The organism is Thiohalobacter thiocyanaticus, from assembly GCF_003932505.1.
Classification (GTDB): Bacteria; Pseudomonadota; Gammaproteobacteria; order Thiohalobacterales; family Thiohalobacteraceae; genus Thiohalobacter; species Thiohalobacter thiocyanaticus.
In genome coordinates this window covers 1281742-1307690 of the sequence record NZ_QZMU01000001.1, presented here as the reverse complement: position 1 = coordinate 1307690, position 25949 = coordinate 1281742, and the positions used below count along the sequence as shown (strand labels likewise).

Sequence of the window (25949 nt, the reverse complement as noted above, 5' to 3'; positions counted from 1 at the left end):
GCGGTCAAATACTGACGAGATGATGATGGATGATCTGCTGTTGGCACTGCTGGTCATTGCCGCCCTGGCGGCGTCAGTCTATGCCCAGTATCGACTGCCCGTGCATACCCGGGGGGTGAAAGCGCTGCGCACTGCGCGGCTGCTGCTGCTGATCACCGGCCTGGCGTTTGGTTATGTCATGGCCACGGTCTATATCGAGGCGGCGGGGATACGGCAACTGGGCGTATTCCTGGGCGGGTTCGGGCTGGTGCATGTCCCTGCGGCCTTTATTCTGCTGATCAAGCGTCGGCGCGGGGTCTACCGATAAATTTATGGGGCAGTCCCGAACCGCACTTGCTGAAGCTTGTTTGGATGGCCATGTCCGCGCGCCTGAGTCCCTGGATGATTCTGGGTTGGAGAATCCGTTTGCCTGCGTTTGACAGCGTCTGGTCCAGTCCGGTCCGGGCGATCCATTATCTTGTCCTGGCCCTGGCGCTTGCAGGATGTGCGGGCAACATGTTTTCTCTCAAGCCCGCCATTCCGGCCAATGTCATGCATGAGGGCGTGCACAGCGGCGGCAGTGCCCTGGCGTTCAATCCGGCGGGAACCCTGCTTGCTTCCGGCGGCTGGGAAGGGCGGGTGTATCTGTGGTCCTTGCCGGGCGGCAAGCGCCAGGCGGTCTGGCAGGCCCATGACGGCAGCGTCAACGGGCTGGCCTTCATCGAGGACGGGGGCGTATTGATATCGGCCGGCTACGACCGGCGTATCGTGCTCTGGGATCTGCGGGGTGATGGCCGGGCAAGCGTTCGAACAGAGTCCCCAGTGACCAGCCTGGCTGTGGCCGCCGGGCGCGGCCTGCTGGCAAGCGGTCATGACGACGGGCGTGTGATCGTGTGGCGGCTGCAGGATAAGCGACGCCTGGAACGGGTCGGACAGAAGCGCCTGCACACGCGGCGGGTACGCGGCCTGGCCTGGCATCCCGGGAAACCGGCACTGGCATCGAGTGGCCGCGATGGTCGGGTGATGCAGTGGACGATCGGCGGGGGCGTGGTGGAATTCCCGCCGCCGTCGACCTATTCCCGCTCCCTGGTGTATACGCCGAACGGGCGTACCCTGATCGGCAGCGGCTGGTTCCGGCTGTTTCGCTGGGACCTGGAAGCGCGGCGGCTGCATGAAATCCCGACCGAACATAATGGCATCATCAATTCCATCGCGCTGGGCAGCGAAGGCCGACATCTCGCCAGTATCAGCCGGCAGACCGACAGCGCGGTCTACTTCCTGGACCCGAGCACGGGCGAGGTCATTGAGCGGTTCCAGCCACACGAACTGTGCGGTGGATTTGTGGCGCTCTCAGGCGACGGGCGTTACCTGGCCACGACCAGCGACGATGCCAGTGTCCGGATCTGGGATCTGGAACGTCCCCGGGGGAAGCGTACCCGGTGATCGTATTCGGAGAATGGAATTTGACCTGGATCAATGGGGGTGCGTGTCCGGCATCCTAGGCTGGCCTGTATTGTGATCTGCTCGGGAGAGGCGGCGGGAATGACGGTGCGGGCAATGGATGTGGTGCGGACGAACTGGTTCGATCTCGACAATGAGGTGGCCTACCGTCACTGGCGCGAGCGCAGACTGGAGCAGGCCGCGACCCGCCTGGATGAGCTTCTGGTGGAGGTGCGCGATCCGCGCCGGCTGTCAGCGGCCGAGCATGAGGCGCTGCTCAGCCGCTGCCGGCGCAACAACATGGCACTGTATGCCAGCCGCATCGGGGATGATCCGGACAAGGAGATTCCGCGTCGGCTCGGGGAACAGCTGGGCCTGCAGCGGCTGGATCACAACTGGCTCGCCGATGATGACGGCATCACTTCGCTGACGGTAAATCCGGAGGGCGAGCATCCGCAGTACATTCCCTATACCAACCGTCCCATTCACTGGCATACCGACGGTTACTACAATCCGCCGGAGCGCCAGATCCATGGTCTGCTGCTGCATTGCGTGCATCCTGCAGCTCGAGGGGGTGAGAACGCCCTGATGGATCCGGAGCTGGCCTATATCCATCTGCGTGATGCCGATCCGGCGTACGTGGCGGCGCTGATGCGTCCGGATGCGATGACGATCCCGGAGGGCACGGGCGAGGCCGGCGGGCGGCGCCCGGAAAGTGTCGGCCCGGTGTTCTCTGTAACGCCGGAAACGGGCGCCCTGCACATGCGCTATACCGCCCGCAGCCGCAACATCCGCTGGGCGGAGGACGTGCAGGTGCAGGCCGCGGTGCGGGCGCTGACCGATCTGCTGGCCAGCGACCGCCCCGGCATTTTCCGGGGCCGCCTGGAGTCCGGGATGGGACTGGTGAGCAATAATGTGCTGCATGACCGCGCGGGCTTCGAGGATACCGAGGGTGTACCGCCCCGGCTGCTTTACCGTGCCCGCTTTTACGATCGCATTGTCGGTGCCTGATCAGCCACCGTTTCACCCATTTCCCGGGATGAGAAACAGGCCTGCACAGACGGAAGTGCGGGTCTGTTGCATGCAGGGAATGAACTGCTCAACCTCTCGACGCCCCTAATCAAGCGGGGCATGTCCCTGCAACACATTCCCTCTGACCGGGGGTGACAGGAATGTCCGCCGCACCAGCGCCCAGGAAAACGTCTCCCGCCGGTTCCAGGGCAGCAGGGATACCAGCCGGGCCATGGTGCAGTAGCCGAAGATGACCTGGGCCCAGGTGCCGATGGCGGGGATCCAGTAAATCCACTGCAGCGGTTCCGGCCAGGCCAGCAGCAGCAACAGCAGATAGCCGATGCGTACCTGCACGGGGAAGGCCTCGATGCTCTTCTCTCGCAGCATGTAGTGCAGCAGCTGGAGGACGGTGAGCGCGATGGCGAGCGCAAAGGCCTGCGGCCAGCCGGCCAGACCGACGCTCAGCAGGATGACCGTGGCCAGCCAGTACCACCAGCCGATGTCCCTGGGTTCGAACATGAACATGGCGAATTCCTCCTGTAATCGTTGCGGAGCGCTGAACGCAGTGATCAGAAAACCGGCACCAGATGGTAGCCCTGGCTCTGCCAGCCGATCAGAGAGATGAAGCCGTCACCGACCACGTGCATCGATGGCAGTACCGTACTGTTGTCGACGTTGAATGCGTCGGTGGCAACGGCGCAGACCTCCATGCGGACTCCGAGTTCATCCAGCGATTCGGCGGTGGCGGCGATCTGTTCCAGTTGTTTCCCGTATTCCATGTCGATCTCGTCCCGCGGTTCGGTGGTGAGAAACTCCACCGTCCGGCCGATGAAGACGACGACGAAGTCCGGCTCGACCTCCTGACGCAGCAGCCTTGCGTGCGTGCCCTTGATGATATCGAGGTAGAAGGCCGTCTTGTTCGGACTGGTGAAGTCGAGCAGAAACACGCCCTTGCCCTGACTCAGACCCTGAAGAGCGGCCTGATCGTCATGGTCCGGCGCCGCGACGGCCGGATGGACCAGCAGCAACAGCAGCAGCGGCAGCAGAATACGGTTGAGGGAGGTGAAGACTGGCATGGGTTTTCTCCTGTATATATTGTGAAGCGCTGCTTGCCGGAATCAGGCGGCGTCACTGGCAATGGCGCGCCAGGCGCAGTCCCAGGTGTCATCCAGGAAGTCGTTCAGGGGGCGGTCCAGCGCGCCGTCGAGGCGCATCTGGATCAGCCGGAGTGCGCCGCCGAAAACGGAGACGGCCGCCACGGTTTCGTCCATGCGGCGGACCTCTCCGCGCCGCATGCCTTCCGCTACCACGCCGCGCATCAGTTGAAACGGCCGGGAGGAGCACACCGGCGTGATCGCCGGCAGAAATTCGCGGTGTCTGGCATGCAGCATGAAGCTCATGAGGTCCGGATCGTGCTCGGCGATATCGAATAGCAGTTCAATCATGCTGCGGCAGCGCGAAGCGGTGTCCGGATGGCGCTCACGTATCGCCTCCAGCGCCTGTTCCATCCGCTCGATAACGCTGTCATACAGGGTCCGGGCAATGCCTTCCTTGTCGCCGAAATGGTGATACACCGAACCGGTGCTCACGCCGGAGGCGCGGACGATGTCGGGCACCGAAGTGCTGAAGTAGCCCCGATGGGCAAACAGCTCCAGGGCCGCGGCGAGGACGCGGTCGCGGGGGCCGGCAGTGGAATCGGGGATCGAATCGAGCATCCGGGAATATTAGAACGAACGTTCGTTCCAGTCAAGCGTGGAGCGGGATTCGGGGCATCTGCGGGCCGCGGCCGGGTGTGTGTCTGCGGCGCCGATGAGACGGCATCCCGACAGCGCGGTCTGGCTCCCGGATCCGCGCACGGGCGAGTCATCGAGCGCTTTCAGCGTCACGAACTGTGCGGTGGGATTCGTGGCGCTCTCAGGCGACGGGCGCTACCTGGCCACGACCAGCGACGCTGCCAGTGTCCGGATCTGGGATCTCGAGCATCCGCTGGAACAACGGCCGCAGTGACAGGTGTTGCCTGACAGCGGCGATATTTGCGGGATTACTCCGCTGCGTCCGCAATGACGGCAATCGTCGTAGCGATCCGTGATTCCTTCACGGTTTTTTTACATACAGCTCCCGTCTCGATGGCCTACACTCGGGTGAATCAAAATGAGGAGGATATGGCTATGGCGAAAACGGACAAGCCGACCACGACCGATGCGGGGATCCCCGTTGCCAGCGACGAACACTCCCTGACGATCGGACCCAACGGTCCCATCGTGTTGCATGATCACTACCTGATCGAGCAGATGGCGACTTTCAACCGCGAGCGTATTCCCGAGCGACAGCCCCATGCCAAGGGCGGCGGGGCCTTCGGTCGTTTCGAGGTGACCCAGGATGTGAGCCGGTATACGAAAGCAGCCGTCTTTCAGCCGGGAACCATAACGGATGTAGTGGCGCGCTTTTCCACTGTGGCCGGCGAGCGCGGCAGTCCGGATACCTGGCGCGACCCGCGCGGGTTCGCGGTCAAGTTCTATACCAGCGAGGGCAATTTCGACCTCGTGGGCAACAACACCCCGGTGTTCTTCGTGCGCGATCCGATGAAGTTCCAGCACTTCATCCGTTCACAGAAACGCCGGGCCGACAGCAACCTGCGTGACCACGACATGCAGTGGGATTTCTGGACGCTCTCGCCCGAGTCCGCCCACCAGGTGACCTGGCTGATGGGTGACCGCGGCATTCCGAAGACCTGGCGCCACATGAACGGCTACTCCAGCCATACCTACATGTGGGCCAACGCCGAGGGCGAGAAATTCTGGGTGAAGTACCACTTCAAGACCGACCAGGGTATCGAGTTCCTGGCCCAGGCGGAGGCCGACCGGCTGGCCGGCGAGGACGGCGATTATCACACCCGCGACCTGTACGAGGCCATCAGGCGGGGTGAGCATCCGAGCTGGACCCTGCACATGCAGATCATGCCTTTCAGGGATGCTGAGACCTACCGCTTCAACCCCTTCGACCTCACCAAGGTCTGGCCGCATAAGGACTATCCGCTGATCGAGGTGGGCAGACTGACGCTCGACCGCAATCCCACGGACTATCACACCGAGATCGAGCAGGCCGCCTTCGAGCCCAACAACATGGTGCCGGGCACCGGTATCAGTCCGGACAAGATGCTGATCGCCCGCGTGTTCGCCTATGCCGATGCCCACCGCGCGCGCCTGGGCGTGAACTACAAGCAGATTCCGGTGAACGCGCCCAGGTGCCCGGTGCACAGCTACTCCAAGGACGGCGCCATGCGGGTGCAGAACGTATCCGATCCTGTGTATGCCCCGAATTCCAAGGGCGGTCCGGCTGCGGACGGCGAGCGTTATCCCGAGCTGGCCACCTGGGAGGCGGAAGGCGAATTCGTGCGTGCGGCCTATACCCTGCGCGAGGACGATGACGACTTCGGCCAGGCCCGCGCCCTGGTCCGTGAGGTTATTGACGAGCCGGCTCGTGAGCGTCTGGTGAGCAACGTGGTCGGTCACCTAAAGGGCGGCGTCTCCGCGCCCGTGCTCGAGCGCGCCTTCGAGTACTGGCGCAACATCGACCCGGAGATCGGCGAACGCATCGAGCAGGGTGTGAAGGGCGGATAGCAGCCCTTCGGCGCCGCCACCATCGTCATTGCGAGGAACGAAATGACGCGGCAATCTCCAACCGGTTGATTCTGCGGTACGGGATTGCCACGCTGCGTTTATGCCCTGTGGGTGCTCGCAATGACGGCTAAGTAAGTGCCATTCGGGTCTGTCCCCGATTGGATTCACTCTTTCAGTTTCACCAGCAGATGGCCTTCCTCTACCTGGATGTCCTCCACGCCATCGGCGAAGCTCTTCCAGAATCCCTGGTCGCCACCGTATTCCCTGGCGAGATCCACGTTCTTCAGGTTGCCCAGCCAGGCATTGGGGATCGGGACGCCCATCAGGCTCACACCCTTGAGCACCACCACGGGGCGGCCTTCCCGGTAGGCGAACTCCATGCCGGCATGTACGCGCAGCGTTTTGCCGCCCAGCACGGGGAAGTCCGGTTCCAGGGGAACCAGCAGCTTCGCGCTGATCAGGTCATCGGAAAGGTCGATGGCGAGTTTCTGTGCCAGGTCGGTATTTCTTGCCAGCATGGCGTTCAGTTCCCGCTCGCTGAATGCGACCTCGCGGCGGGCACCTGCCTCGCTGTAGGGTTCGGGTTCCAGCGGCGGGCCGCTACCGGCGTCGGGCGTCGCCTGTGTCCGGATGCCGATGGTGCGCAGCTTGCGGTCGAGCACCAGTTCCTCATGCGGTTTGAGTTCCACGGGCTTGAACGCCTTGAGGAACAGGTAGTGGTTGAGCAGCCAGTAGGTGAGGCCGGCAGTGACGGCGATGGTGACAAGAACGATGAGGGCAACCTGGGGCCAGCGCAGGCCGCCTTGCTTCGGTGCGACGTCGGGTGAGGTGGGGTTTTCCATATTCATGCAACTGTCCTCGATGTGGCCAGGCTCTCCTGCGGCGTCCGGGCTGCACAACGGCGGGGATCCCCGATCCCGGCAGGGTGGTCATGGCGTGCAAGAACGCGAAGGGTCAACCCTGGAAGTTGGTGGAGACGAAATCCCAGTTCACGACATTCCAGAATGCCTCGATGTATTTGGGACGGGCATTGCGGTAATCGATGTAGTAGGCGTGCTCCCAGACATCCAGGGTCAGCAGCGGTGTCACGCCTTCCGTCAGCGGACAGCCGGCGTTGCTGGTGTTGATGATGTCGACAGAGCCATCGGGCTTTTTCACCAGCCAGGTCCAGCCGGAGCCGAAGTTGCTGGCGCCGGCGGTGGAGAACTTGTCCTTGAAATCGGCGAAGGAGCCGAAGGCCGTCTTTATCGCATCGGCGAGTGCGCCGGTGGGCTGGCCGCCACCGTCGGGGCTCATGCAGTTCCAGTAGAAGGTGTGATTCCATACCTGGGCCGCATTGTTGAACAGGCCGCCGGCCGGCGCGGACCTGATGATGTCCTCGAGGGACTTGTCAGCGAACTCGGTACCTTCGATCAGCTTGTTCAGGTTGGTCACATAGGATGCGTGATGCTTGCCGTGATGAAACTCCAGCGTCTCGGCGGAGATATGCGGTTCCAGTGCGTTCCCGGGATAGGGCAGGTCCGGCAGGGTGTGAGTCATGTGAATCTCCTTTTCATTGGTGTGTGGTAATCGTGTCGTTGCAGGACGATTGAGCGCGGGCCGGGAGTGGTTCCGTTCAGTCCGCGGACATGCGCTGGATGAATGCATCCGCCTCGGCAATGGACGCGTTCATCTCGGCCACCAGCGCCGCGATGTCGGACTCGACCTCGGCCCGGTCCGCGCGCAGGGAGCTGATCGCCTGAGCGTTGAGATTGTGCTTGAGGAACAGGACGCGGTCGCGAAAGGCGTTCAACACCGGCTCGATCCGGTGCTCGGCCCGCCGCATCTTGTCGATCAGCGTGTCGTAGTGGCGGCGGGTGTCGGCCAGCTGCCGCTCACTGGTGCGCCGCAGGTCCTGACTGGTGTACTGCTTCAGTTCATGTTCCCATTCCGCGAACAGGTCCCGGGCCACGCGCTCGACATCGCGTATCCGGTCACTCACCTTCCCGGCCCGCGACTCGCTGGCATCGTACTCCGATTTCAGTTTGCGGTACTGGTCCTCGAGTTCCCCGCCCTGGAAATCGGTAACGGCGATGAACTGCTCGAGGGCGTTCTCGAACTGCTGTTTCGCCTCCTGCTGTGCCCCGCGCGCGTCCTCGACGCGGTCGACCAGGATGTCACGCTTCTCGTACCCGAATTTTTCCATCGTGCCGTAATAGGCCGTCTGGCATCCGGCCAGTGTCAGCACCGCCAGCATTGCCAGTACGGCTGTACCACATCGTTTCCGGGCTGATTTCATCATGTCGTCCGTCCCTGGGTAGCAAGGGAAGAAATGTACTCGGCTGATCCCTTTGTAAAAAACAAATCACTCAGGCCGGCAATACCGCCCCAGTAGGCGTGCCTCCGGTGTCAGGCCTGCAGGAAGCGCGGCACTATAGCCGCTGGCTGCATGTGAGGCGAGCCATCCGGCAGCCGCGCATATCGCCCGACAGCGAAGGCGCGAAGCAAGCAGGGGGGCGCCGACAGGCACGGGCATCCGCGCCTGCTGTCGTTGCCCCGCTGTGGGAGGTCTAGCGGCTTTCCTCCACCATTGTACTTGCAACGCTCGCTGTGCACTCTCGTCGGTTGAGACTGGTGAAGCCCGCCATTGGGGGGCATGTAGCGCTTTCCGCCCTGGAGCCCTCGATGGTTGCATGGGTTTATAGAGGGACGTCCATTGCCCTGTTGATCCGTGGCGCACAGTTCGGCGTATCACCGAGGGCTTGGGGGCGCAACCCGGGCCACGGGGCGGCGTGCCCGTGGCGCGAAACAGTTGGCCTGTAGACGGAACTCGGGCCGGCCCGCGGGGATCGGGCTCCCCGCTGTCTGGGCCGCCCGCATTGCGGCGTGCGGTCGTTTCGCTGGCCTTGTGTTCGCCGGTGGTTCAACAGCGGCCTGCCCCCTTTTCCTGCGGGCCTTTCCATGGCGTCGCTGGCCGTCTCGGGGCCGCGGCTGTCGGGCCCCCCGGGTTTCGTCCACGCGTCCTGGGCGGCCGAGTCCGCCAGTCTCTGCGTTCGATTGCGGCGCTTTCATCCGGGCCAGGGAGGCGGGCTCTGTTCCATCAGGGGGTCGCTTTCCTCTTGCGCGCTGTCGTCTTTTGCTTGCCCGGCACGCCGTCAGGGTAACGTGCAAGTATTTGCCCCAGCCAGGGGTTTCAGGGTCCCATGACGTTGTCTCTCTGTTGTATCGATTCATTAATTATGGGCACACGATTTCCGGTTTCCCGCGAGGAAAGTCCGGTTCCCGCCAGTCAGTGGGCGAGGCACTGGCCTCCAGGAGTGTGCCGCAGGCGTGGGGGGGCAGCAGGCCCAGTCGGGCGCAGCTGCTGGCGGAGGCCCCGGCTGGGGGCATTGTTCCGGCGCTTGAGACCCAAGGTGGACCGGTTGACGGAATCACCGGTCCGGGCCGGATTCAGTTGTTGGCGCGGTGCGCCTGTGTCCGATCCCCGTAGCAGGCACGCATCCCGAGGCCCAGCAGCCAGACGGGCGGGCGGCCAGGGGACGGGGCTGAACCGGGCCGACGTCTCAAAGGGTTGCCCAGAACTCCGTTTTGTCCCCCGAGACAGTGTTGGCGGACCCACAAACAAGCGGGTTCAATCGCCTGCCAGCACCGACCACGTCCGGTGATGGTCATCGCCCGACGAATGAGGGCGGTCGATCCGGTCACAGTCGAATGCGCGATGATATCACCATCGGTGGCCGGCGAGCTGGTAAAGCTGTCCATTGCCGGGCTAGTACGGCACCGTCCTCGCCGGTTCTGCCGCCAAGTATTGCTGGTGGTGCCGGCGAGTGTTGTCCCGAGCTCGTCCGAATCTTGGGCGGAGAATCCGTACGGTGCCCCGGAGAAGGCGTACAGCCCGGATGGACGGATTGCCGCTGAGCTCGGTGGCCGGGAAAAGGAAATTCGTAGGTGAAATGCCCCGAAACGTTGCGGTGACAGGCAGCGAGTCCACCGGGCTGGCGTCGAAAACCCGTGGCCGTGAAATTCCCGGTCACGGGACGCCTGCGGTTGGCTGTTCGGGGCTGCCGAGGGGAGGCCCAGAGCGATTGTTGCAGCACGAAAAACTAGTGACGGAACAACAGGGTGGTATTGTACAGGTCTGGTTTCTCTTGGAGTAATAGCGGCCAGGCCCGGAGGGCAATAATGGGACGGGCGGTGTATCGGGAGGGGTGGATGGTTCCGCTTTGCGCATGGGGCAGTGGGCCGTAGGTAGAAAGTAAATAGGAAGGTGGTGAACTGCCACAGCCTGGCTGAGGCGCCGGGTCAGGATGTATCAGGGTTGGCCGGTTTGATCTCGTTTCGCTGCCCCCTTTGGGGGGCAGGGGAGACCCAGTTATTCTTGTTCTACGCCCTATGGATCTGCACCTACCTCCTAAAACGACTGCTGTTCGCCGTTCGTTCGTCCTTGTCCCAGGCGCGAGGTGCCTGGGCGGCGTGCCCTGAGCCTGGACGGGCGGCATTGGGAAGTTCAGTACTCGCGGCCGGGGAGGGGCGTAACTCGCAAACCCGTCGGCCGGTGCCTGCGGGCCGGTCCCGCGGGAATATGTAACTGGTCGCCAGGATCGTCAACGGGGAAGGTGGACACGCGCGTCTGCGCCCCACCCTCGATACTCAGTGCGGGTACAGGTCTGGCGATTCGACTCAAACTGTGGCGAGCTGGTCCTCCGCCCGGGCTGCCTTCGCCGTGTCGACCGCTACCCGTACTGGGCTGCTGGACGGCAGACGACCTCACCCCTGGCGGCTGCTCCACTCCTGTGTTCGGAGGAGGGATTTATGGGGCCGCCATCAGCCGCAACCGGTCTGGGTTGCCCTTGCCGGCTGCCCAGCTGGAAGTTGTCCGGAGGCCGGGAGCGGTGCAGGGACCCGGATCGGTTACATGCCACCGATTAACTATCGTTGGAGAAAACCAGGTTTGAGGGAGGCGCCGGCTTCCCGGCCGCGCGGGGGCCTGGTTCGAAGCGCCGTGAAAGGGGACGCAGATGCCTTTCCCCCCTGTCTGATCCAGGAGGACTGGGAAACCGAGTCGGAACGGCAGCTCTGCGACCGGTATCTCAGCCGGCTGGCCCCGCGCCTGCTGATGCTGCCGGGATTGCCCCGATCGGTGCGGCAGCGACTGGAGACGGCGGCGCGGCAATACGCCCTGGATGTGGAGCGCTTCCACCCGCTGTACCCGGAGGTGGTGGATCCGGAATTCATCCCGGCCGCGCGGGTCGAGGCCCGGCTGCGCCGGGCCACCGGGGTCTGAAGCTTTTTCAGCCTAGGCCGTGATCATGCGCGCCAGCAGGATCAGGCCGACAAACAGCCCGAACAGCCCCCCGAAAATCATCCACATGGCGCGCATGCACTTGGCGTCTTCTGCATCTCTCATGGTTATACCCTCGCTTTTAATATGTCTATTGATCAGGCCCATATGGCCGTGGTTGGTCGGGTAAAATACTTTATGATCAGTGAGGATTTGGCATTAGAGATAAATCTGATCATGGCATAAGCCCAATCTTGCCGGCAGGCCTCGCGTGGGCAATGCTTAGCGGGTGTGACGAACACCTTCTGATGCGGCAGAGAGCTCGCGTCGGCGGTGATTGGCGGCGGTCCATTTGGGGCGGCCTGGGCGAAACCAGATCAGGAGGAAAAACGACCAGGATCGTCTTGCCCCTGGGCAGGCGTTCGAACCAGGCGCGCAAGGGCGGGCTGTGTCTGTGCGGTCCCTGTTTCAGCATGATGGTCAGCCGAGGTCGTAAGGAATCCGGGCGTCGATTGCTGATTCGTAATATCAGGGGAACTTGACCTGATCGTCATTGCGAGGAACGAAGTGACGCGGCAATCTCCAACCGGCTGATTCTGCTGCACGAGTAGAGGTTTCCGGTGTCCAGTGACGGGCCCGTTCCGCTCCTGGAGGAATGGGGCGCCCGGTCTTTTCACATGACGGTCTGCGGGGTTCCGCTTCGGGTCTCAGATATCCGAAGCGGGGCGGATTGAAGCAGGTCCTAGAGGCTTCCTTTCCCGGTTTCCGGCCGTCTCGTCCGCGCGGCCGGTCTTTTCCTTTATACCCATTCGGATGTGGCCGCTCCGCCTTCCCGGGCGGCGTCCCATGCCGGGCCGGATTTCTCGCGGGTCCAGTCGGCGAGTCTGCCGCGAATCTTCCCGGGTCTGTTCCCCTGCGCGTCTCTCGCGGGTTGACATCGACGGCGTGGCCGACGCCCGCGCCCGGGTTGCCATCCCACCCGTGACGGACTGATTCGCCAAGGAAGCCTGACGCCTTCCCGGTTGTTGTCCGGACTCGGGCGGTTCCGGTCCGGGGCCAATCCGCCGCCGCGGGGCAGAGACACGCCCAGCAGTATGCGGTCAGAAGGGTACGGATCGTCGGGTCGGACCTCCCTGAAAATGATTGGGCAACTGCGAGAATAGGCAAGCAGTAACAAGGCGCTGCAGCGAAACAGATCCCATTCTGAATCGGCCCTGCACATGAATAACGACGGGGCTTCAATGTGCGGTGAAACCGCTGGACCGGTGGGGAGAACTGTAACTGAGTCGAAGAATAACATTCCATAATAAGAAGTACAAATATAAATGCGGGATATATCCACATGCAAGAATCCCGTGTTCGCAGAGGGCAAACAAAGCCGTCATTGCAATGAGATGTACTGCCAAGGCCAAGCGCAGTGAGTTTTTCTCGCCTGGGACGCGTCGGAGCGGGTGGCTAGCACGGGTTTTCTCGCGTTAGGCCGGGTGGATGGGGGCTGTGGTGGCCGGCAATCCGGCTTTTTGGGCTCGCGGTGAGCGCAGTTCGCTGCTTGGCGAATTTGCCATCGGCAATTACCTGCCTGCCGATGAACCAGGTGCTGACCCATGGTGGGTGAACAGCTTGCTGGAACCATCGCCCGCACTCTACGGGCTGAAATGCCTTTCACCATGGCCAGGACAAAGGAGACATGCGCCGGGCCTGGGGTTTCTTCGGGGGCTGGCCGCCTGACCGTTCGGCGGGATGCTGAGCTGGTGATTATCAGGAGCTGGCCTTGGGGGGCAATATTAACCCCCCTTCCCCTAACTGGGCGGATGGTCAGGCTTTCTCGCTGCGCGTTCGGATGGCGCGGGACTGCTGTTCTATAATTGCGGCCAGTGTCAGATGAACATCGGCCTGCTCGAGTGGGTCACTCGGGATCTTCTGTCTCAGTGTTCTGATCATCCATCTGGCGTTTTCGCCGAACCCATCCGCAGCCTGTTCGGACCAGAAACCACCATTCTGGGCCACCCCGCGCCTCGCCATCCCGGTCATCTACATGCCCGGCTAGCCTAGGCGCTGGCCGTGCTGTGGCCCGGCGGAGGGTGTGATGCGTCGCAACATGGGATCCTCAGCGCTGGGGGGGCCATTGCCACCCACGCCGGTGGTCAATACCCCTATTCCCCCTAAATCCTACAACACCTGCTCGATCATGCCTATGCGCGGGACATTAACTGACATTTCTGGTTGCTGCTTCGCTCTGATCTATAACGCGGCGTGGATTGTCGACAACACCGGGATGGGGAGGTCCAGGCGCTGGTCCGGATCAGTCGACAGCAGTCCAGGACCGTCTGGTTTCCGCGAGTGCTGGCGCTGACGCTGACCATTCTCCGCGACTGCGGTTTTCCTATCCCGTCTGGATTGCGGAGATTTCCAGCAACTTGTTGACGTGGTGCTGCTGCTGTTTCGCGTATTCGTGGCCATACGCGAAGTGGGCCGCGGCAATCGCTCATACTCAGGCACACTGCGGGAAATCGAGACCTCCGGGCAAATCTGCGGCGGTCTTTTTCTCGCCCCTCCCCGGCCAATGGTATCGATCACCCGGATCCATCGACGGGGTCTGCTACGATGTCAACGAGGCCCTTCTGTCATGTCTGGCGGTTATGCCCCCGTGAAGAGCTGGTCGGCAGAGTGGGTCGAACTGGGTATCTGGCCGGACCCGAGCAACGCAGCCGGATATCAATGACTTCAGCATTGACAAGCTTCAGGGGGTGACGCGAGATGCCACCCGTTCGGCAGGGACCTGGAACTGGCTGATATCGGGTGGCAACGGATCGCTGAAACAATCAGATGCCTACTGCTGTCCACGAGCCCGATGGAGTGACCCGAGCGCAGGCTGGCCGAGGCGGAGATGAGGCAAGGCGCCAGTGCGCTGAGCAGACCGCCGAATGGTGATGATCACTGACAAGCGGCGGCGTGATCGAATACGTTAATCCGGCCTTCGAGCAGATCACCGGTTACAGCCGTGAGGAGGCAGTGGGTGAGACGCCTCAGCTGCTGAAATCCGGTAAACAGGGGAGTGCCTTCTACCGGGCGATGTGGTCGCAGATTCTTCAGGGAAGCGTGTTTTCGGATGTGCTGGTCAACAAGCGCAGGACGGTTCGCTGTTCTATGGAACAAAGTCCTTGCGCCGCTTCGTGACGAGAGCGGGCAGGAGAACGCCATTTCGTCTCCACCGTGCGCGATATAAGCGAAGCGCATGAAGGTCGAGAAAGCGCGCTTCGCTGGCCCCATCATGAACCCCTGAACCGAGCTGGGCCTCAATCGTAACCCTGCTGCTCGAGCGGCTCGGAACGTCCATCTGGCCACGGCGCGGGCGCGGAACCGGCGCTCACCGTGATGTTCCTGCGACATCGAACCGCTCAATTTCCGTCAACGACACCGGGCACGAAGTGGCAGTGGAACCAGCTGCTGCGTCATCTCGGCAGCCGCTGCTCATGCATCTTCGCAACCCATGACAGCATCCCCGGTTTCGAGGTGACGAGTTCGTCCAGTCGTGGCGTGACGACGTTGATAATGTGTCCGAGGGGTCAAGCAGCCTTGCGTAACGCGTTAGGGAAGCGCTCAATCAGCCCTTCATGGATCGCGGACAGTACTCAAACGTTGGCCGCTGTTCTTGGATCTCCTTTTTCCCTATGATGGCGAGGATGCCGCCCACGTCTCCTGCCCACCCCGAATGCCGCGATTTACCGTGGCCAAGGAAGTGGGCGGCAATACTATGATTCTTACGCCGAGAAATCGTGCCGGCGCATGCCGAAAACTTCTGTTACTGAGAAACGAACTCAGCAGGCCATTACCAGGGTGAATTCGTGTTGTTCTAAAGCTACCAGCCGCAGTGATATCGCCAGCGGCCGGCCGGCCCCTGCGGTGTCGAGGCGCTGAGCCGCGGCAGCATCCGCAGCGGTGATGGTGTACCCGGCCGATTTCATCGGCTCCTGGAGGAGACCGGGATGATCGGTCGAGGTCGGTGAATGGGTGTTGCAGCCGCGCTCCGTCAAGCCGCCGCTGGCCGGGCCGGCAGGGGTGGAGCGGGCTGAACCATGGCCGTCAATTCTGTCGAGTCATCAGTTCGAGCTCAGCGGGCTGCAGATTAGCTCGAACGGCTGCTGGACGAGCATGGCTGCCGCCCAAGCCATAGAACTGGAGATCACCGAGGTCGGATGCAGGACGTTGCTCGACAGCGCATATACCCTGCAGCAGCTAACCGGCGTGATTCAGCATCGCGCTGGAATGATTTCGGGCACCGGACCTATTCCTCCTCGTTGATTATCTGAGCAAGTTTCCATTCACGACCTGAAAGAGAGAGCGTGACTCGTGCGGGATATCCCGGGCGATCCGGATAATACCGCCATCGCCCGCGCCATCGTCCGCCATGGGGCAGGTTTGGCGGCCTGCTGCGGCTTATCGCCGAATGCGTGAGACGGAGGAGCAGCGCGCCCTTCCTGAGCGGGCTTCGGCGGCAGCCTGATGCAGGGCTACTGTTCAACAGACCGTCTGCCCGGCCGATGAGGCATAGGCTATCTGGGTGTAATTCGCTAGAGGCGTCGCGACCGACGTTCCGGGGGACAGTCAATGGTCGATGCCTGTTTTCGCCGAGCCGTGCTCGTGCTGCCCTGGTGTTCATTGCGTCGTGGTGCCTGGGAAGCGCTGCTGTTTTTCAGATGCCGTGGGTCCAGGTACCTGCACATAAACGGGCGGCGGTCTGGGGCGCGCTGATCGAGTTTTCGTTTCTCTTCGGCTGGATCTGTCGCCACGCCGCTGGAGAATATCAATTGCGTGCTCTGCTCTGGCTGGCGGGACGGTCTATCATGGCTTGGTCGAGCACTATCTGGAGCCCGTGATCTACCCGGCCGGGCTGACGGCCGATATCAGTCCTTGTTCCTCGGATTGGAGTCGTCGCGTCAACTGCTCCTAGGGGATTTAGTGGTGCGTCGCGTTCCGGGATTGATGACGGCCACTGCTTGCATCCAGACTACAATTAGTGCATGGGAAAGACCGGGCTGCAAGACTGTCCACCCGAGTCGGCGTAACAGGCGTTCTATCAGGCAGTTGCTACTGTGACCTCCGTGGCCATGGCCGACGTCTTGGGCCACGGAGGCGTGGATGCAAATCCTCCCCCCCCGGGCGCACCCGCACGTGATCGGCCGTGAGGCCGTGCTGGCGAGCTGGTCCGGTATCCTCACGTGGCCGTCCGCCCATTCCTGCGTGTCGTGCTGCTCAACGGGCGTGAAACAGGGCGCGCTGGGCTGTGCATCTGGTCGAGGAGCATATTTGTTCCCCGGAGGGCGGCGCGGATGCGCCCTGGTGCTGCCAAGAACACACTGCCGTAACAGGACGGCTGGCGGCTGCTCTAAACAACCAGGCTCGACACGGCCGCCACCAGCGTCAGTCCCTGCAATAATCGCCCGGATCACGCTGTTTCCGGTGGTAATTGCCATCTTGCCGAAGCCTGGACATGGCGGCGCGGGCGTTTCGCCGCGCGCATCAAGGCGGTAACCCCGACCTTGGGCTATGAGTTCCGCGCCGCGGCGATGGCCTCGGTGGCTGCCGCCTTAGCCGTGCCCTGCCGGGGGCCGAGGCGAACTGTGCGGCGTGTGGAAGGTTCCAGGGTTTCATCCTTCATGAGCGTGTCCTTCGTTCAGGCTGCAGAACACGTTAGACTGACCGGGCCCAGGGCCGGACAAGCGAGCATTTTCGAGCCGCCTATCGGGAAATTTCAGGATGTGCTGCCCGGGTAAGACCCAGTACCCAGCCGGGCCCGGCGGAATGCAGCTTCTCTGCGCAAGGCGGATCGAGTGATCGGGATGCTCGGCATTACAGCCGAGATACCCGGGCGATCAACCGCCTCGGCGCCCTGGCGGAGGGTACTGCGCCTGCCCCCCAGGCCCGCCACAGGGGCGGGGATGGGCCGCGGGTGTTTAGATGCTCGATGCGAACGACCCAGTCATCCCGTAGCTGTTCGCGCCCAGCGTACGCTTCGAGCTGCGGAGGGCCAAGGGCGGGTTGAGCGAGGGGGACGGCGCAGCGTTTCAATCTGTGCATTGCCGCGTAGACCGGGCCGTGATCCTGGGTCAATGGGTGACCGCTGTATGGCAAGAGTGGGTACTCAGATCAAACCGAATGTTATGGCTATTGACGCGATATGCGCCGCCTAGTGAGGCCTATCGAAGTTTTATATGGCATATTTGCATGCAACAAACCATGAAGCAGCGGGTGGGCAGGCTAATGCGCTGGATCCCCTCCGCGTGTCCCGTCTTGCGTGCTAGTCTGACGGTGGCCGTGCTTTGTGGGTTTGCTGCGCAGTCAGCACAGGCGCAGACGCGCAAATACCCCCGGCGGATGTGGTTTGACGCCGTTACCCCGGCTGTTAGTTCATCGTATTACCACAAATCTCAATCAGGTGACGGAACGCGTTTTGTATGCACTCACTATCTGGGCCTTTCACCGTGATGTCTCTCCACTTGGGTTCAAGCTCACACACCCGACTACACGTCGAATCTGTGAGCTTTGCGCTCGGTGAGATTGCGAATTCGGTCACAAGGAGACCTACCGGAACTTCCACGGTGGCCCTGTTCTCCCAGTCCTCCGGTTTCGTCTACGAGGAGGCCAAGCGTGAACCGGTCCCAGCAAGATAGGAGGAGCATTCTCGCGATCCTGAACTTTCTGGGATCCTCTCGAGGCCGCCTGAATGTTCCCAGCCGCTGCGGCTTCAAGGACGAAGTTCAGCCGTCTGCTGAGTACTTTGCCGCGATGCCCTACGAGATCGGCTTACAACTGCTTGCGCAGTCCGAATTAGCCGGCCCCGGGCCTGGTCTCAACCCGGGGGGGCGTCCAGCAGCTCCACCCGGACCTCCATGTCACTGAACCTGGCCGGCGGGCCGAACTGGGTATAGATGGCCACGTCGGCGGCATCCCGCCCATAGGCCACGGCCAGGCGCCCTCCGTGAGGGGTGTTTGTGCTGGGGTCGAATGTGTACCAGTGATCGGCCACATAGGCCTCGAACCAGCTGTGCATGTCCATCGGCTCGAGCCCGTGCAGATAGCCGACCACCAGCCGGGCCGGGATGCTCAGGGCCCGGCACAGGGCCACGCCCAGATGGGACAGGTCGCGGCATACCCCCTCGCCCTGAAGATTCACTTCCACCGCGGAGATCGGAAATGCGCTGGTACCCGGTGCGTAACGGATGTTGCTGCGGATCCAGTCGGTGATGCGGGCCACCTGATCGTAACCCAGCGGCAGGCCTTCGACGATCTCCCGTGCCATGTTGCCGAAGCGGTCGGATTCGCAGTAACGACTGGGTAGCAGGTACATCAGGGTCGTGTCCGGCAGGTCCGGGATCTCGACGAAGCCGCCGCCAGGGGCCTGTTCCGTGCTGTCCCGGGTGATCACGTCGGCCGAGGTGCGCACATGGAATTCTCCGGCCGGCGCGATCAGACGCTGGCAAAGATTACCGAAGATGTCCGTGTACTCCTGCACCGGCACGTTGGGCGCCAGGGTGTAGCTTTCGCGCGCGATCCATTGCCGGGCACTGCTGCGGGCGCGCAGCATGAGGATCAGAGGCGTGGGGTCATCCAGCTGAAATTCGAGATTGCAGGTTGTTTGCATCCACATCGGGCAGGCTTCCCCTCGTACCGGCCGGGCCGGAGCGGCCCGTGCCGGCGAAGTTAGCACGCCAAGGGCGTAGACAACAGCGCGCCAGCGGGATCAACCGGTTTTCGGGAAGCGGCTCTGCCGGCCCTGGTGTTCTCATTGGGTAACTCTCCGGCCGACATTAGGAACTTGGCCTCCCTCGCAGGGTCTGGGCAGCCGGCGAATGCGCCAGGCGGCCAGGACAGTTGTGGAACAGATCGTGGCAGCACCCACTCATCCGATCCAGGGCGTGGCAGATCAGGGCCGCCGGGCGCGGCACCTGGACTTCTCATAATAGGCGAGCAAGGATGATGAAGGCCAATGCACGGGTCGTGAGCTGCGGGAGGACTCTTCCTGTGCCAGCTCGGCGGCGAGCTCGCGCGACCAGTCCTCCGGATGCATGAGCAGTCCGTATTCGTCGAACTGGTGCTGTGACAGTGTTTGTTCCATGGCGGCTCTCCTCCGGGTTGTGCCCGTTACAGGAAGTATAGTCGCCGAGTACCCGGTGTCAGCGGTTCTCCGGTGCCGGTCGGGTCAAGCGCATGCAGCATGCAGGGTTGAATTCTTCCTGACGTGTTTCAGGCCACCGCCAGGAATCCGGCTCTGATGTGTCAGCTCCGGAGGGGCTGCGTTGTCTCCTGTGGGCGACAGTGGCGCGGAGCCGTCTGAAGGCAGGTGTCTGCGTGTAACGGGATTGCGCGGGATTTCAGCGGTTTGAAAAAACAATACAAAGCCAGGAGAAGTTGACACCGTAATTACTTCGCAATTTGCAGAATTGGCTCCCTGTTTGCATTGCTGTTTTGCGAACAGTTTCACTCAGTAATTGCCGGCGCGGTCGATGCCCTCGTTACTGCAATGCAACACACGCTACGGAGCCCTTCTGCATAATGAAACCCCTTCTGAGTCATTCCATCCGCGCGATCCTCTCCGGGTCGCTTTTTATTGTCCTCTCCCACACCGCCCAGGCCGCTGCGCCGGAACCGGGCTTCGAGCGGCTGCTGGTGCAGCCCCGGATCGGGACGCCACCCGCCACCCTGCATCGGCTGCTCAGGGCGCAGTCGGCCGATGTGGAGCGAGTCTTGAACGGCATCGGTGTGGCCGTGGCCCGGGTCCCTGAGCATGCGCTCGAACGCGTCAAAACGGCGCTGACGCACAATCCCCACATCCAGTTCGTCGAGGTCGACCGGCCACTGGAACTGGCCACGACAGTGGCCGATGACACCTACTATTCCGATGCCTGGCATCTGGATGCCGTTGGCGCTCCCCTGGCATGGGATCACAGCTTCGGCAATGGCATGAGCGTTGCGGTGCTGGACACCGGCATCAATGCCGCTCACGAGGATCTGAAAGGAAAGGTCCTGAGCGGCTGGAACAGTGCCGACAGCAGTGGCGATTACTCGGATGTCAACGGCCACGGAACCAGGGTGGCGGGCGTTATCGGCGCACTGAGCAACAACGCCACGGGTGTGACCTCGGTAGCCTGGAACGCAATGATCCTGCCGGTACGGGTGACGAACTCCGGTGACGGTGCCGCCTATCTCAGCGATATCGCCAATGGCCTGATCTGGGCCGCCGATCAGGGTGCGGACATAGCAAATATAAGTTACAACGTCAGTTCCAGTTCGACGATCAATAATGCAGCCAAATACATGCGTGATCGCGGTGGCCTCGTGGTGGCGGCGGCCGGCAACAGTGGTGCCGAGCAGAACTACGAAGACAGTCCTTACATCATCAGTGTCTCGGCGACCAATGTCTCGGACAGTATCACGAGCTGGTCCAGTTACGGTGCTTATGTGGATGTTGCTGCTCCGGGAGCGGGCATCTATTCCACCAGCCACGATGGCGGCTACGCGAAGGTGTCGGGAACCTCCTTTTCCAGCCCCCTGACCGCCGGCATCCTGGCCCTGATGAAAACCGCCAATCCGGGACTGAACCCTGGTGGGTTGGAATCCGCGCTGAAGGCCAGCGCGGTCGACCTGGGTGAGGCCGGCTATGATGTTTTCTACGGCCATGGCCGGGTCGATGCAGCGGCGGCGGTTCAGGCAGCCATGGACGGGGTCGTGGACGATTCCACCCCGCCGAGTGTCGTGTTTGCCTCCCCGGCAGACGGTTCCATGGTCTCCGGGCAGGTGGCGGTTGATATCGACGCCAGTGATGACGGCGGTGTCGACCGGGTCGAGTTGCTCGTCAACGGGGCGGTGGTCGGGACGGACAGCACAGCACCGTATGGTTTCAGCTGGGACAGCACCACGGTCAGCGACGGTGCGGCCACACTTGTGGCGCGTGCGCACGACATGGCCGGCAATATCGGCAAGCACGGGATCGAAGTCGATGTCAGCAATAATTCGGCAACGGGTGACCCGGGTGACAGCATGAATCCCGTGGTCGAGATACTGGAGCCGGCAGACGGCAGCCGGGTCAGTGGGATGGTGAAGATCCAGGTGCGGGCATCCGACAACAAGGCGCTCAGCCGGATCAGCATTGCCATCGACGGCAGTGTTGCCTGTATGAGCAATACCTCGCCGCTCAAATGCAACTGGAACACCCGCAAGGCAGGCCAGGGTCTGCACACGATACAGGCGACGGCCATTGACAGCAGTGCCAATTCCAGCACGGACAGCGTGACTGTCGAGGTGGCATCGGGTGGTGATGACGGTGGTAATGGAGGCGGGAACGGCAAAGGTAAACAAATAGCCGGCAGCGGTGACTGCTGCGAGCGTCCCGCCGGTAGTGAGCCGGCGGGGTGTTTTTGTGTGAACAGGATGCGGGTTTATCCGGCTGCCCGTTTCCGGCCGTTGCCCCCGCAACGCTCCATCGGTGATGCCACGATGGCGTCGACCTCGTCCTGGGTCAGGTGCTGGGCTTCATAGTTGATGCCCTGCCGCTCGATGGCATCCACGAAGGACCGCAGGTGGTTGCGTGAACCGCACAACAGGCTTTCATACACGTTGATGATGTCCTCATGATCCGCCCTTTCAATGGCTTCCTGGATATCCCGCATGTCGACCTCTTCGATGAGCCCGCCTACATGCAGGGCCTCGAGTTCCGAGGCCATGCCGCGGGTGACCAGTGCATCGTACAGGGCCTGGAGTTCGCTGTTGGTGAAGTAACCGATCGCATCAAGGGCCGGGTCCACCAGGCCGTATTTGTCCAGCAGCATCTGGATGGCTTCGGCATGGGTCTGTTCCGACTCGGCGATATTGACGAATATGCGGTTGTGCCAGTATTCGTCCATGGTCAGGTAGACGTCGCGCGCGAGTTTTTCCTCTTCGCGCATGTAGGTCAGATCCTCTGCTTCAACGACGCTCAGGCCGGTGAGCGGTTCATCGGAAAATGCCGGTGGGGTGAGGGAAAGCGAGAGGGCGGCAAGGATTCCTGCGGTGAAATGGGAGCTTTTCATACTTCAGTCCTCTAGTAGTGGGTGCGTGACCTGAGGCAGGTCGATTGCAGAAGAGCCTGCATACTAACTCGACTTGCGCGGCAACAGTATGTAGCGCAACAGAGGGAGGAAGCGGTTGATGAGGGTGACAAAGGCTGACAGCAGGGCTGCGGCATATCGGGGAATCATTGGTTTAGCGACACGTTTCCGGATGCGGAGTGATGCTGGCGACGGCGGAAGCCGCTGATGTCAGTTGCCGTTTTTGTGAAGTCGGGCACATGTGTGTGTCGGTCTGCTATCCTCATGCTTATGTCTGTGCGCCTGATCAGCCTGCCCGTTCTCCTCTTGGCGCCTGCGTTGTCGGCGGCCCAGCAGCTGGTCGATACGCATCTGCATTACGATGCGGCATATGCCCGGGCCTTCCCGCCCGGGGAGGTCGTCGATCTGCTGGAACGCAACCGGATCAGTCATGCGTTGGTGACCGGTATTCCACCCCGGCAGGTCAGGGTGCTGCATGAGGCTGATCCGCAGCGCATCCTCCCCCTGCTGGGCGTATACCGAAAACCTGCTGACAGGACGGACTGGTACGCCGATGCGGAGCTGCCGGGCCGGGTCGAACGGCAACTGAAGTCCGGACCCTGGCGCGGTATCGGCGAGCTGCACATCTTTGCCGCCGACCGCCGCAGCCCGGTGCTGCGGCGCCTGGCCGAGCTGGCGGTCGCGCATGAGCTGCCGCTGCTGCTGCATGCCGATCCGGCGGTGGTGGATACCCTGTATGAGACCGTACCCGGTGTGACCCTGATCTGGGCCCATGCCGGCACTTATCCGTACCCGGACCTGTTGGCCGATTATCTTGAGCGCTATCCGCGGCTGCATGTGGATCTGTCGGTGCGTGACGGCCGCATCGCGCCGGAGGGTGAGCTGGCCCCGGACTGGTACCGGCTGCTGGTCGAGTATCCCGACCGTTTTCTGCTGGGCGTGGATACCTTCAGCCTGGCGCGCTGGCAGGATTACGACCGCGTTGTCGCCGGCATCCGCCAGTGGCTGGCGCAGTTGCCGCCGGAGGTGTTGGAGCGTCTGGCTCGGGGCAACGCCGCGCGGCTGTTTGAACCTCTGAACTCAGGACACTAGGGCCGTATCCGTGAGTCTTTCACGCACTCGACCAGGGCGGCATAGCAGTCCTGGTCGAGTGCGTTGCCGACCATCCGCCCCATGATCTCCAGCGCCTCGGGCACCGGGATCGGTCCGCGGTAGGGGCGCGCAGCGGTGATGGCATCGAAGATGTCCGAGACGGTGATGATGCGGGTCTCCAGCGCGATTTCGCCGGCCGGAATGGCCCTGGGGTAGCCCTTGCCGTCCAGGCGTTCGTGATGGGCGCCGCTGACCACCGCCAGCTCGTCGAAGGGGGTGATGCGGGCCAGGATCTGCTCGGTGTAGACGGGGTGCTTCCGGATCTGCGCCCATTCCTCCTCATCCAGCGACCCCGCCTTGTCCAGGATGGAATTGCTTACCCCGAGCTTGCCCAGATCGTGCAGCAGGGCGCCGCGCTTGAGCCAACGCCGCCGGCCGGCGTCCAGTCCCAGGCGTTCGGCGATCAGGTCGGTGTAGAGCGCGACCCGCTCGCTGTGTCCGGCCGTGTAGGGGCTTTTGGAGTCGACCACCTGGCCGAAGGCCGCGGCGATGGCATCCAGGGTGTCGTCATCGACCAGCAGGCTGCGGCCGCGGGGTTCAAGTCTGTACACGCACTGTTCGATGTCGGCCGCGCCGAGACCGGCCCAGAAGTCGTCGTCCGCCTCCAGGGCGTGGGCGGCATCGATCAGGCGCGGGTCGAACCAGCTGCCGCGCCGGCAGCGGATCTCGCCCAGGGCGTGAACCCGGCCGCCGATGTGGTGAAATACATCGATCACCTGGGCCAGCAGAGCGATCTGTGCATTGAGCGGGATTGCGTTGCCGGTCAGGCCGTGCGGCTTGCCGCGTCCGTTCCAGTGTTCGTCCAGGGAGTAGATGCCGACGGCCACGGCCTCGCCGAAACCGAGCTGGCGGGCGATGTCGGCGCCGCGCTCGCAGCGGGTCTGGATCAGCTCGGTGGCAAGCCGTTCGCCGGCCCGGGCCAGATGGATGAAGCGCCGGAAGCGGTCGGCCAGGTCCTTGCCCACGCCGGTGTGGCTGAGGACGAAACGCACCACGTCGGTGAACTTGTCGGTATCCACCCATTTGAAATCGCGCTTGGTGCTGCGGTCGTCACTGCCGTAGAGTTCGCACAGGCGGGCGGCATTGCTGCTGCAGCCGGCATCCTTGAGCAGCAGGGTATAGTACAGCTCCCAGAGGGCGTCCGCGTCCAGGCCGAGCTGGCGGCCGATGTGCGAGCCGATCCAGCAGCAGCGGATACTGTGGCCCGGCGGCTGGCCCTCGGTCAGGTCCAGGGCGTATGTCAGGGCGGCGATCACCTCGGACAACTGCAGGCGGGTGACGGAGGCGGTGTCGACGGGGCGCTCGGCGGTCTGCATGGGGCTTACCGGTGGCTGGGCTCGGTCAGGTTGGCGGCCTCTCGTCGGCGCTGATTTCCCCGGAATTGCTACGGATACTGGATTGCCGCCGACCGGCGGTGTCCGGCGCAGGCGACCATGATATCCTGCGACCGGCCCGGACGGCCGCCGCCGGTGCCTGACTATCCTGTTAACCCTCTGACGTGTTTTCCTGAATTATGGTTGAAGTCATTCTTCGCGACCTGGACCCGGCCTCGCTGCGCGCGCGTGCCGGACGCTGGATCGAGTCCACCCGTGTGCAGCACGCCATTGTCCTTCTGATCGTCATCAACGCCGTCATCCTGGGGTTGGAAACCTCCCCGACGGTGATGGAACGTTTCGGTACGGTGCTGAAACTGACGGACAGTCTGATTCTGGGCGTGTTCGTGATCGAGATCGCCATCAAGCTGTTCGCCTACCGGCTGCGGTTTTTCAGTATTGCCTGGAATGTGTTCGATTTCATCGTGGTGGGGATCGCGCTCATCCCCGCCAGCGGGCCGCTGGCCGTGTTGCGTGCCCTGCGTGTGCTGCGTGTGCTGCGCCTGATCTCCATGGTGCCCAAGCTGCGCTTCATCGTCGAGGCGCTGCTGCACGCGGTGCCCGGCATCGCCTCCATCGCCGGGCTGATGCTGCTGCTGTTCTACGTGTTCGCGGTGATGGCGACGGGCCTGTTCGGTGAGCAGTTCCCCGAGTGGTTCGGCTCCATCGGCGCCTCCATGTATACCCTGTTCCAGATCATGACCCTGGAGAGCTGGTCCATGGGTATCGTGCGGCCGGTGATGGAAACCCACCCCCATGCCTGGCTGTTCTTCGTTCCCTTCATCCTGATCGCCACCTTCACCATGCTGAACCTGTTCATCGGCATCATCGTCGATACCATGCAGACCATGCACGAGGCCGAGCACACGCGGGACCGCAGCCTCATAGAGCAGCGCATCGAAACCGAGGGCGGGGCCATCGAGGACGAGATCCGCAGCCTGCGCGAGGAGATCCGGGCGCTGCGCGCGGCGCTGGACCGGGGCGGGGCGTGACTGCATGGTCCGGTCCTTGCGATGCCCGGACCCGAAGG

20 protein-coding genes are annotated in these 25949 nt (G+C 62.7%); 10 read left to right on the top strand and 10 right to left on the bottom strand.

The window, feature by feature from the left end:
* The first annotated feature begins 25 nt into the window (after window positions 1–25).
* From D6C00_RS06150 to D6C00_RS06140, 3 genes are all read left to right on the top strand, one after another.
* Window positions 26–307, top strand: coding sequence for a hypothetical protein (locus D6C00_RS06150; RefSeq protein WP_125180907.1), 282 nt, complete (start codon window positions 26–28; stop codon window positions 305–307).
* A 188-nt stretch (window positions 308–495) separates the two neighbouring features.
* On the top strand, window positions 496–1422 hold the full coding sequence (locus D6C00_RS06145) for a WD40 repeat domain-containing protein (protein WP_158675322.1): 927 nt from the start codon (window positions 496–498) through the stop codon (window positions 1420–1422).
* Window positions 1423–1521: 99 nt separating this feature from the next.
* Window positions 1522–2430, top strand: coding sequence for a TauD/TfdA family dioxygenase (locus D6C00_RS06140; RefSeq protein WP_241546809.1), 909 nt, complete (start codon window positions 1522–1524; stop codon window positions 2428–2430).
* 105 nt (window positions 2431–2535) lie between these two features.
* Here the strand turns inward: D6C00_RS06140 and D6C00_RS06135 are convergent, their stop codons facing one another.
* Genes D6C00_RS06135 through D6C00_RS06125 form a run of 3 tightly spaced genes read right to left on the bottom strand, consistent with a single transcriptional unit; the run spans window position 2536 to window position 4145 of the window.
* Window positions 2536–2955 (bottom strand): hypothetical protein, encoded by a 420-nt coding sequence (locus D6C00_RS06135; protein ID WP_125180905.1) that lies wholly within the window; start codon window positions 2953–2955, stop codon window positions 2536–2538.
* Window positions 2956–2999: 44 nt separating this feature from the next.
* Complete coding sequence (locus tag D6C00_RS06130; RefSeq protein ID WP_125180904.1) at window positions 3000–3506, bottom strand: DsrE family protein; 507 nt, start codon at window positions 3504–3506, stop codon at window positions 3000–3002.
* A 42-nt stretch (window positions 3507–3548) separates the two neighbouring features.
* A complete protein-coding gene (locus tag D6C00_RS06125; protein WP_125180903.1) occupies window positions 3549–4145 on the bottom strand; it encodes a TetR/AcrR family transcriptional regulator in 597 nt (198 codons plus the stop codon).
* A 190-nt stretch (window positions 4146–4335) separates the two neighbouring features.
* Here D6C00_RS06125 and D6C00_RS16025 point away from each other — a divergent pair, with 190 nt between their 5' ends.
* Together D6C00_RS16025 and D6C00_RS06120 are read left to right on the top strand one after the other, a co-directional pair.
* Window positions 4336–4437: a WD40 repeat domain-containing protein gene (locus tag D6C00_RS16025; RefSeq protein WP_241546808.1), complete on the top strand. Its 102-nt coding sequence runs from the start codon at window positions 4336–4338 to the stop codon at window positions 4435–4437.
* A 161-nt stretch (window positions 4438–4598) separates the two neighbouring features.
* Window positions 4599–6050 (top strand): catalase, encoded by a 1452-nt coding sequence (locus D6C00_RS06120; protein WP_125182392.1) that lies wholly within the window; start codon window positions 4599–4601, stop codon window positions 6048–6050.
* Window positions 6051–6214: 164 nt separating this feature from the next.
* Here D6C00_RS06120 and D6C00_RS06115 read toward each other — a convergent pair whose 3' ends face one another.
* The 3 genes from D6C00_RS06115 to D6C00_RS06105 all read right to left on the bottom strand — a co-directional run bounded on the left by D6C00_RS06115 (window position 6215) and on the right by D6C00_RS06105 (window position 8331).
* Complete coding sequence (locus D6C00_RS06115) at window positions 6215–6898, bottom strand: hypothetical protein (protein WP_206609520.1); 684 nt, start codon at window positions 6896–6898, stop codon at window positions 6215–6217.
* Between the two features lie 106 nt (window positions 6899–7004).
* A complete protein-coding gene (locus tag D6C00_RS06110) occupies window positions 7005–7589 on the bottom strand; it encodes a superoxide dismutase (protein ID WP_125180902.1) in 585 nt (194 codons plus the stop codon).
* A gap of 76 nt (window positions 7590–7665) precedes the next feature.
* Window positions 7666–8331, bottom strand: a complete 666-nt coding sequence (locus tag D6C00_RS06105; RefSeq protein ID WP_241546807.1) for a DUF2959 domain-containing protein — start codon at window positions 8329–8331, stop codon at window positions 7666–7668.
* Window positions 8332–11031: 2700 nt separating this feature from the next.
* Between D6C00_RS06105 and D6C00_RS06100 the strand changes: the two genes are divergently transcribed.
* Both D6C00_RS06100 and D6C00_RS06095 read left to right on the top strand, forming a co-directional pair.
* Window positions 11032–11313, top strand: a complete 282-nt coding sequence (locus tag D6C00_RS06100) for a hypothetical protein (protein WP_125180901.1) — start codon at window positions 11032–11034, stop codon at window positions 11311–11313.
* 2949 nt (window positions 11314–14262) lie between these two features.
* Entirely contained in the window at window positions 14263–14487 is a 225-nt protein-coding gene (locus tag D6C00_RS06095) for a PAS domain-containing protein (protein ID WP_206609519.1), read from the top strand.
* Between the two features lie 3673 nt (window positions 14488–18160).
* On the opposite strand, the gene D6C00_RS06090 is transcribed toward D6C00_RS06095, so the two are convergent.
* A complete protein-coding gene (locus D6C00_RS06090; protein WP_125180899.1) occupies window positions 18161–18958 on the bottom strand; it encodes a transglutaminase-like domain-containing protein in 798 nt (265 codons plus the stop codon).
* A 276-nt stretch (window positions 18959–19234) separates the two neighbouring features.
* Window positions 19235–19426 carry a hypothetical protein gene (locus D6C00_RS06085; protein WP_125180898.1) on the bottom strand — a complete coding sequence of 64 codons (192 nt, stop codon included), beginning with the start codon at window positions 19424–19426 and terminating at the stop codon, window positions 19235–19237.
* Between the two features lie 437 nt (window positions 19427–19863).
* Here D6C00_RS06085 and D6C00_RS06080 point away from each other — a divergent pair, with 437 nt between their 5' ends.
* A complete protein-coding gene (locus D6C00_RS06080; RefSeq protein ID WP_125180897.1) occupies window positions 19864–21846 on the top strand; it encodes a S8 family serine peptidase in 1983 nt (660 codons plus the stop codon).
* Here D6C00_RS06080 and D6C00_RS06075 read toward each other — a convergent pair.
* The gene (locus D6C00_RS06075; RefSeq protein WP_125180896.1) at window positions 21747–22376 is read right to left on the bottom strand and encodes a DUF2202 domain-containing protein; all 630 of its coding nucleotides are present in this window, start codon (window positions 22374–22376) and stop codon (window positions 21747–21749) included. The two genes, D6C00_RS06080 and D6C00_RS06075, sit on opposite strands and share 100 nt — an antisense overlap.
* Before the next feature lie 282 nt (window positions 22377–22658).
* Between D6C00_RS06075 and D6C00_RS06070 the strand changes: the two genes are divergently transcribed.
* Complete coding sequence (locus D6C00_RS06070) at window positions 22659–23486, top strand: amidohydrolase family protein (RefSeq protein ID WP_158675321.1); 828 nt, start codon at window positions 22659–22661, stop codon at window positions 23484–23486.
* Here D6C00_RS06070 and D6C00_RS06065 read toward each other — a convergent pair.
* Window positions 23483–24862 (bottom strand): HD-GYP domain-containing protein, encoded by a 1380-nt coding sequence (locus D6C00_RS06065; RefSeq protein ID WP_125180894.1) that lies wholly within the window; start codon window positions 24860–24862, stop codon window positions 23483–23485. The two genes, D6C00_RS06070 and D6C00_RS06065, sit on opposite strands and share 4 nt — an antisense overlap.
* Before the next feature lie 197 nt (window positions 24863–25059).
* Between D6C00_RS06065 and D6C00_RS06060 the strand changes: the two genes are divergently transcribed.
* Window positions 25060–25911, top strand: coding sequence for an ion transporter (locus D6C00_RS06060; protein ID WP_125180893.1), 852 nt, complete (start codon window positions 25060–25062; stop codon window positions 25909–25911).
* The last annotated feature ends 38 nt before the right edge of the window (window positions 25912–25949 follow it).